Below are 8,180 nucleotides of genomic sequence, written 5' to 3' on the forward strand. Positions count from 1 at the left end.
AATGCCGATTCTCGCGATCGCCAGCATTGCCGGCCTGGCGATGGTGCTGATTCTGCTGGTTTTGCTGCTCAGGAAGGCCGGCGGGGGGGCTGGCGAGGCCGCCCTGCTGGCCGAGCTGCGCGACCAGCTGGACCAGGCCCGGGACGAGGCCGCCACCGCCCAGGCCGCCCGGCTGGAGGCCGAACGCGCCGCCGCCGGCCTGCGCAGCGAACTGGCGGTGAAAAGCCAGGCCTTCGAGAAACTGGCCGAAACCGCCACCATGGCGGCCCGCGCGGCGGCGCTGGAATCGGCCGGCCAGATGTCGAGCAAGCTGCTGGCCGACTTCAAGCGCGAGGGCGAGGCGCAGAAGGAAGAATCGGAAAAGAAGGTCAGGGGCGTCACCGAGGCGGTGGTGAAGCAGATGGCCGAGGTGGCCCAGGTGGTGGCCACCACCGTGGCGCAGCAGGGCCAGGACAACCGCCGCGTCGAGGCCATGCACCGCATGCTGTCGCATCCCGGCGGCGCCGGCCGGCTGGCCGAGATCGGCCTGGAAAACACGCTGAAGGCCTTCGGCCTGCAGCCGGGCATCGACTTCATCCTGCAGCATCACATCGCCGGCGACAGCGACCGCGGCGCGCTGCGCCCCGATGCGGTGATCTTCCTGCCCGGCGATGCCGTGCTGGTGGTCGACTCCAAAGCCTCCAAGCTGCTGCTCGATCATGCCGAGGCCGAAGGCGAAGGCGCCGAGGCCGCCGCGCTGGCCCAGCTGGCGCAACGCATGACCACGCATCTGCGCGCGCTGACGGCGAAGGATTACGGCAATGCCGTACTGGCGGCCTACAAGGATTCGAACCGCGGCGGCGCGCTCAAGCGCAGCATCGTGGCGATGACCCTGCCCAATGATGCGGCGGTGGAAAAGCTGCGGCTGGCGGCGCCGGATTTTGAGCAGCGCGCCATCCAGGCCGATGTGATCCTGGCCGGGCCGTCCTCGCTGTTCTCGCTGATCGCCTTTTCGCGCATGCAGATCGACAGCGGCCGCCAGGCCGAGAATCACCAGAAGATCATCGATGCCGTCACCCTGCTGGTCGAATCGACCGCCACGGCGCTGACGCTGGCCGAGAAGATGGGGCGCGGCCTGCAGCAGGCGACCGAGCAGTTCGAAAGCTTCAGCCGCTCGGTCAACACCCGCCTGCTGCCGCGCGTGCGCAAACTGGCGCAGCTTGGCATCCGGCCATCGAAAAGCGCGCCGGCGGCGCTGCCCAGTTTTGAGGTCAATGTGCATCGCACCGATGATGTGATCGAGGCCGACGTCGAGGAAGTCACCGCGCCGCGCCTGCCGGGGCTGGACGGCAAATGAACGACCAGGCGCCATCCACGCCGGCCGATTCCGCGCCGGAAAAGATCAGCGATATCGTTGCCGCCCTGTGTGACGGCTGGGAGGATGACCGCATCAGCCTGGACGAGCTGCTGCAGGCCTTTGGCGCACGCAGCTTCGGCCTGCTGGTGCTGGTGTTCGCGCTGCCCAACGGCATTCCGGCGCCGATCGCGCCGGGACTCTCTGCCATCCTGGGCGCGCCGCTGCTGCTGCTCTCGGTGCAGATGCTGCTGGGCTTCAGTACGCCGTGGTTTCCCGCCAGCTGGCGCCGGCGCAGCTTCCGCCGCGCCGATGTGGCGCGCCTGCTGCGGCCCGCCCTGCCATATATCATCCGGATCGAGCGCTATATCCGGCCACGCCTGTCGCATCTGGCCGGCGGCGACAGCAGCCGCCTGATCGGCGCGCTGGTGTTGTGGAATGCGGTGCTGCTGTCGCTCCCGATCCCGTTCGGCAACCTGATCCCGGCCTGGGCCATCATCCTGATCGCCATCGGCCAGATCGAACGCGACGGCGCAATTGTGATCGCCGGCATGGCGGTCAGCGTGATCGGTGCGGCCTGGGTCTGGTTCCTGCTCGATGTCGGACTGGCGCTGCTGGAGCGGCTCTTCGCATGACCGCCGCGGAGGTCATCCGCCTGCTCGGCCTGCAGCCGCATCCCGAAGGCGGGCATTACATCGAGACCTTCCGCGATACCGCCACGGATGCCAACGGCCGCAGCTTTTCCACCGCGATCTATTTCCTGCTGCAGCAGGGCGAGGCATCGCATTGGCATACAGTGGATGCGGTGGAGACTTGGCACTGGCATGCCGGCGCGCCGCTGCAGCTCCGCCTGGCCGAGAGGGACGGCGCGACCGTGCAGGCGATCACGCTCGGCAATGATCTCGCCGCCGGCCAGCGCCCGCAGGGCGTGGTGCCGACCGGCTGGTGGCAGGCGGCGGAGTCTCTGGGCGCCTGGACACTGGTTGGCTGTACCGTGGCGCCGGGCTTCGACTTCGCCGGCTTCACCCTGGCGCCCAAGGGCTGGGCGCCGTAAGCAAACACCGTCACCCTTGGGCTTGTCCCAAGGGTCCATCCCAACCATCCGCGCATCGGAACGCACAGATGGACCCTCGGAATAAATCCGAGGGTGACGTTTTTTGTTTACGGGCGTGCTTTTGAAAAATACTGCCCCGGCGTGGTGCCGAGGCTGCGGCGGAACATCGCCGTAAACGCCGCCGGGCTGGCATAGCCCAGATCGCGTGCCACCAGCGCAACCGCCTTTCCACTGCTGAGCTGCGCCAGCGCCTCGGCCAGCCGCGCCTGCTGGCGCCAGGCCTGGAAACCCAGGCCGGTCTCGCGCTGGAACAGCCGCGCCAGGCTGCGGCTCGACATCCCGGCAGTGCGGGCCAGTGTCTCGATATCGGTATTGTCGCTCAGGCGTTCCAGTACCAGCCGGCATACTGCCTGCAGCCGCGCATCCTGCGGCAGCGGCAGATGCAGCGGCACCACCGCCACGCCGCGCAGTTCATGCAGCAGCAGTTGCGCCACCGCCTCGCCGCGGCTGCCGGCGGCGTAATCCACCGGCTCCTCCATGGCGGCGAGGATCAGCGCGCGCAGCAGGTCGGAAACCTCGATCACCTGGCAGCCGGCCGGCAGGGCGGCTGCGGTATCGGCAGCGATATACAGCGTGCGCATCGCCACCGCGCCGCTCATGCGGATCTCATGCGCGATGCCGGGCGGAATCCACAGCGCGCGCTGCGGCGGCACCACCCAGGTGCCATGCTCTGTCGTCACCCGCATCACGCCGGTGGTGGCATAGATCAGCTGGCCGCGTTCATGGCTGTGCGGCGCGATATGGTGGCCGGACGGAAAATCCTTCGGCATCGCCGCCACCGGGCGGGCAACGCGCTGGTAATCCTCGGCATTGGTGCTGCGGGCCGACTTCATTGTCCGATTCTCGACAGAAACAGGCAGGACGATTTCTATCAGACAGGGTTATCTTTCCCCGATCAAGGGGAGTTTCCGTCCATGCCGCTGGCCCGCCGGGTGATCAACTACGTCAACATCGCCCATCTGTTCGACCATATGTTCATGCTGATCTTCCCCACCGCGGTGCTGGCGATGGAGGCGGATTTCGGCCGCAGTTACGGCGAGTTGCTGGCGCTGTCCGTCGGCGGTTTCATCGCCTTCGGTGCCGGCTCGGTTCCCTCCGGCTGGCTCGGCGACAAGTGGAGCCGGCGCAACATGCTCGGCGTGTTTTTCATCGGCATCGGCGCGGCGGCGATTTTCGCCGGCAGCACCACATCGCTGTGGATGCTGGCGGTGGCACTGACGCTGATCGGCCTGTTTGCCTCGATCTACCATCCGGTCGGCACGGCGATGCTCACCGCCCACGCGGAATCGCTCAGTTCGGAAAAGCTCGGCCGCGAACTCGGTACCAACGGCGTCTGGGGCAATGTCGGCGTCGCCTGCGCCGCGCTGGTGACCGGCGCGATTGCGCAGTTCCTTGGCTGGCGTTTCGCCTTCTTCATTCCAGGCCTGGTCTCGATTGGCTTCGGTATCGCCTATCTGCTCATGGTGCCCGACCATGCCAGCCCGCCGCGCAAGGGCAAGCCGCAGATCAAGGTGCCGCGCGCCATTGCCATCCGCGCTTTCGCCGTGCTGGCCGTGGTGGGCGTCAGCGGCGGCGTGGTGTTCAATGCGGCGACGATTGCGCTGCCCAAGCTGTTTTCAGAACGCATGCATGACCTGATCGGCACGCCGGTCGGCATCAGCCTGCTGGTCTTCGTGGTCTATCTCGCCGGCGCGATGGCGCAGCTGATCATCGGCCGGCTGGTGGATCGCTATACGCTGAAGCAGATCTTCGTGGCCGTGTCCTTCCTGCAGGCGCCCTGTCTGCTGCTCGCCGGCTTTACGGAAAGCTGGTGGCTGATCCTGCCCTGCCTCGGCGTCATGTTCGCCGTCTTCGGCCAGGTGACGATCAACGACACCATGGTGGCGCGCTACACCTCGGATGAATGGCGCGCGCGGGCGTTTTCGCTGCGCTACCTGCTGTCATTCGGCGCCAGTGCAACAGCCGTGCCGCTGATCGCGCTGGTCTATGACCGTGGCGGCGGCTTTGACATGCTGTTCGGCGTGCTGGCGGTGCTGGGCCTCAGCATTTTCCTCTCGGCGCTGGTCTTCCCGGGCGGGTCGCCCACCGAGGCCGCGCGCGACCTGCAGCCGTCAGCGACGTCCGCCATGAGATCTGAGGTCGGCCGTGCCTAGCACGGCGCCGCCGATGATCAGCGCGCAGGCCGCGATCACCGGCAGGGTCAGCGCGCCCTGGCCGAATACGATCAGCAGCAGCGTGGAGAGCAGCGGCGCCGCATAGGCCATGGTGCCAAGCGCGCGCACATCGCCGCGCTTCATGCCGTGATCCCAGCAGAAGAAGGCGAGGCCAACCGGGCCGAGCCCGAGCGCGATGACGGCGGCCCATTCTTGGTTGTCGGCCGGCCAGGCCGTGGTCTCGAAGGCAAAATGCCCGAGCCAGGACAGCAGCGCAGTGGCGGCGCAGAAGGCACCGACCGCATCGGTGGGGACAGTTGCGAAACGCCGGCTCAGCACCGAATAGCTCGACCAGGTGAAGGCGCAGGCAAAGGCGGCGGCGTAACCCGCCGTATAGCGCCAGTCGAAACCGAGTTCGCCCTTGCCGGCGATCAGGATCACCGTTCCCGCAAGACCCAGGCCTGCGCCAGCAAGATGGAACCAGCGCAGTTTTTCGCCCGGCAGCAGCGCCGAGAACAGCACGATCAGCAACGGCCAGAGATAGTTGATCAGGCTGGCCTCCAGCGGCGGTGCCAGCTTCAGCGCCAGGAAATACAGCGCGTGATAGCCGAACAGGCCGAAGATGCCGAGCGCCCAGGCCGCCGGTGCCAGTCTGAAATGCTTCAGCACGCCGTCGCCGCGCAGCAGCCACATCGCCACGGCGGCCATGGCCGACAGCGAGAAGGTCATGGCGGTGAGCTGCAGCGCCGGCACGCTGGGCGTGAGCGTGGTGAAGAGGGCGAGGGCTGCCCAGAGCCAGATGGCGATGGTGCCGATCAGGGTGGCGCGCAGTTTGGCGCGCGCGGCGGTGGAGACGGTCATGGGTAAATCCGAACGGAAGAAAAAGGCGCGGCGATGCGTTACGCATCGCGCGGTGCAAAGGAACGGATGCCGCCGGCCGGAAGCCGATGTTTAGGGAAAAGCCGGGCCTGGTTCAAGCCCGATCAGACAGTGCGTCAGGCCGTCTGGGCCGCCTCAAGCCGGTAATATAGCGGCGAGGCATCTGCTTCCAGCAGGCGCAGGGTGCCGCGGATGGTCACCGGCTGGTCGGCCCGGGCGACGGGCTGCGCCGCTTTCACCGCCACGATGCGGCGCAGGTCGCCCAGCATGCAGGAGGTGCAATGGAACTGCATGGCGCCCAGCACGAACTCGCTGTGCACCGCGCCGTCGCGGAACGGCATCATGAAGCCGGACAGCACCACCTGCCGGCCGTCGAGCTGGCGCAGGGCGGCGGGAAAGCGGCTGACGGTGCCGTCACGGAACAGGCTGTCGCCGGCCTGGGCCAGCTGGTCCCAGTCGAGCGCGCCGTCCACATGCGGGGCCGGCACGCGCAGGTGATCCGCCACACTGGCCGGTGCGGGTTCCAGCGACAGCGCGAGGGCGGGGCTTGCTGCGGTCGTGCAGGCAAATCCGGCTGCGGAAGCGGCTAGGAACTGGCGACGGCGCATGGCAGGCCTCATAAACGGATGTTGGTGTTATATTGTACCATCATGGGGCGGTTTTCAAGAAAACACCCTAGCGAATCGGCTCGGGTTTTGCATAGTGGCGGGGAGGGTTTCGACCCTGCCAGCGGAGGCGACCATTTGCGGTAGGCCGGCTGGTGGCCCCATCCCCATCCTGGCCTTGATTCATCAAGAGAATCGGCCGGAGTCCGGGGCCCAAGCGACAGGACACCGTGTCCCATGCTCACGACCCAGCAAAAGACCCTGCGTAAATTCTGGTACGCCACCGTCAAACTTGCCGATTTACAGGGCGGCCCGAAGCCCTTCCGCCTGATGGGCGAGGATATCGTGCTGTTCCTCGATGCCGAGGGCAAGCCGGCCGCGCTGGCCGACCGCTGCTGCCACCGCACCGCCAAACTGTCCAAGGGCTGGTGCGAGAATGGCAACATCGTCTGCGGCTATCACGGCTGGACCTATGACAAGACCGGCCAGTGCGTGAAGATTCCGCAATACCCCGATAACGCCGCGGTGTCGGGCACGCTGAAGACGCCGAGCTATCGCTGCCAGCCGCGCTATGGCTATGCCTGGGTGGCACTGGAAGAACCGCTGGCCGAAATCTTCGATATTCCGGAAGACACCGATGCGGGCTTCCGCCGCATCGACCAGTTCTACGAGGTTTGGAACTGCGCGCCGATCCGCATGCTGGAGAATTCCTTCGACAACGCGCATTTCTCCTTCGTGCATAAATCCACCTTCGGCCAGCTCGACCAGCCGAAGCCGGAGAAATACGAGATGCAGGAAACCGATTATGGTTTCTATGCCGAATCAATCGTGCCGATTGCCAATCCGCCGATTGCCCATCGCGTCACCGGCACCACGGCGCCGACCACCACGCGGCATATGCGCAATCACTGGTACATGCCGTTCTGCCGCCGCCTCGACATGGAATATCCCGGCGGCCTGCGCCACATCATTTTCAACTGCGCGACGCCGATGGAAGATGGCAAGATCCAGCTGGTCCAGTGGCTGTATCGCAACGACACCGAGGACCAGTGCAGCACGCAGGAGCTGATCGACTGGGATGCGGTGATCACGCTGGAAGACAAAGAGATCCTTGAGGCCACCGATGCCGATGCCTGCATCGACATCAGCCGCCGCATCGAGGCGCATATGCCATCTGACAAGGGCGGCCTGATTATGCGCAAGCGCCTGCTCGAGCTGTTCAAGCAGCATGGCGAGGGCGAGGTTTACCGGGGTATGCCGACGCCTCTGCAGAACGCGGCGGAGTAAGCGGCATTTTCCGTTCATCGTAGATCGTCACCCTAGGGCTTGTCCCTAGGGTTCATCTGCACCATCGGCGCTCCGGGACGCGCAAATGGATCCTCGCAATAAATCCGAGGGTAGCAGTTGGGGATCGACCAATGCTGCGAGAGGTCGCCCGTCCTTTCGCCAGACATCAGAAAACCCATGCGGTCTGCGCAGCCGGCAGGCTATAACGCTGGCAATGAGTCGCGTCGCAGAGAAAATAAAACACTGGCGCCAGGATGGCTGGCCGCTGGTCGCCGCCCTGTCCTTCGCCCAGCTGGTATCCTGGGGCACCATCTTCTACGGCTTCCCGCTTTTCGTCGTGTCGATGGAGAGCGAGCTGGGCTGGAGCCGCGGCACCCTGAACGGCGCGCTTTCCCTTGGCCTGCTCACCGCCGGTTTCGCCGCCTATCCGGTCGGCCGCATCATCGACCGCCATGGCGGCCGCCTGGTGATGAGCATCGGTTCCGTGCTGGCGGTGCTGCTGTTCGTCGCCTGGGCCTGGGTCGGTCATCCCGTAATCTTCTACGCCATCTGGTTCGGCCTCGGCCTCGCCCAGGCCGGCACGCTCTACACGCCGGTCTTTGCCGTGCTGACGCGGATGTTCCCCGACAGCTTCAAGACCCGCATCACCATGCTGACACTGACCGGCGGCTTTGCCAGCACGGTGTTCACGCCGCTGATCGCCTGGGCCATCGAGGCGCTCGGCTGGCGCGACGCGCTGCTGCTGATGGCCGCCTGCAATTTTGTCTTCTGCCTGCCGGTACATGTGCTGCTGCTGCGCGACCGCGCGG

9 protein-coding genes are annotated in these 8,180 nt (G+C 66.1%); 6 read left to right on the forward strand and 3 right to left on the reverse strand.

Annotation, left to right across the window (positions count from 1 at the left end; all coding sequences use genetic code 11):
* Position 1 precedes the first annotated feature (1 nt).
* The 3 genes from rmuC to AAG799_RS06160 are packed head-to-tail and all read left to right on the forward strand — an operon-like array spanning position 2 to position 2,387.
* Complete coding sequence (gene rmuC, locus AAG799_RS06150; protein ID WP_341894922.1) at positions 2 to 1,336, forward strand: DNA recombination protein RmuC; 1,335 nt, start codon at positions 2 to 4, stop codon at positions 1,334 to 1,336.
* Positions 1,333 to 1,968 (forward strand): exopolysaccharide biosynthesis protein, encoded by a 636-nt coding sequence (locus AAG799_RS06155; RefSeq protein ID WP_341894923.1) that lies wholly within the window; start codon positions 1,333 to 1,335, stop codon positions 1,966 to 1,968. The genes rmuC and AAG799_RS06155 overlap by 4 nt, the downstream gene beginning before the upstream one ends.
* Positions 1,965 to 2,387, forward strand: a complete 423-nt coding sequence (locus AAG799_RS06160) for a cupin domain-containing protein (RefSeq protein WP_341894924.1) — start codon at positions 1,965 to 1,967, stop codon at positions 2,385 to 2,387. Before AAG799_RS06155 ends, AAG799_RS06160 begins: the two co-directional genes overlap by 4 nt.
* A 107-nt stretch (positions 2,388 to 2,494) precedes the next feature.
* Here the strand turns inward: AAG799_RS06160 and AAG799_RS06165 are convergent, their stop codons facing one another.
* Positions 2,495 to 3,280 (reverse strand): helix-turn-helix transcriptional regulator, encoded by a 786-nt coding sequence (locus tag AAG799_RS06165; protein WP_341894925.1) that lies wholly within the window; start codon positions 3,278 to 3,280, stop codon positions 2,495 to 2,497.
* A gap of 81 nt (positions 3,281 to 3,361) precedes the next feature.
* Here AAG799_RS06165 and AAG799_RS06170 point away from each other — a divergent pair, with 81 nt between their 5' ends.
* On the forward strand, positions 3,362 to 4,600 hold the full coding sequence (locus AAG799_RS06170; RefSeq protein ID WP_341894926.1) for an MFS transporter: 1,239 nt from the start codon (positions 3,362 to 3,364) through the stop codon (positions 4,598 to 4,600).
* On the opposite strand, the gene AAG799_RS06175 is transcribed toward AAG799_RS06170, so the two are convergent.
* Both AAG799_RS06175 and AAG799_RS06180 read right to left on the reverse strand, forming a co-directional pair.
* Positions 4,559 to 5,461: an EamA family transporter gene (locus AAG799_RS06175; protein ID WP_341894927.1), complete on the reverse strand. Its 903-nt coding sequence runs from the start codon at positions 5,459 to 5,461 to the stop codon at positions 4,559 to 4,561. The genes AAG799_RS06170 and AAG799_RS06175 overlap by 42 nt on opposite strands.
* 134 nt (positions 5,462 to 5,595) lie before the next feature.
* Positions 5,596 to 6,087, reverse strand: coding sequence for a hypothetical protein (locus AAG799_RS06180; protein WP_341894928.1), 492 nt, complete (start codon positions 6,085 to 6,087; stop codon positions 5,596 to 5,598).
* 234 nt (positions 6,088 to 6,321) lie between these two features.
* Here AAG799_RS06180 and AAG799_RS06185 point away from each other — a divergent pair, with 234 nt between their 5' ends.
* Both AAG799_RS06185 and AAG799_RS06190 read left to right on the forward strand, forming a co-directional pair.
* Positions 6,322 to 7,371 carry a Rieske 2Fe-2S domain-containing protein gene (locus tag AAG799_RS06185; protein ID WP_341894929.1) on the forward strand — a complete coding sequence of 350 codons (1,050 nt, stop codon included), beginning with the start codon at positions 6,322 to 6,324 and terminating at the stop codon, positions 7,369 to 7,371.
* Positions 7,372 to 7,585: 214 nt separating this feature from the next.
* Positions 7,586 to 8,180 (forward strand): MFS transporter (locus tag AAG799_RS06190; protein WP_341894930.1); only part of this gene is annotated, 595 nt, incomplete at its 3' end.

This window comes from Ferrovibrio terrae (assembly GCF_943371255.1).
Lineage (GTDB): Bacteria > Pseudomonadota > Alphaproteobacteria > Ferrovibrionales > Ferrovibrionaceae > Ferrovibrio > Ferrovibrio terrae_B.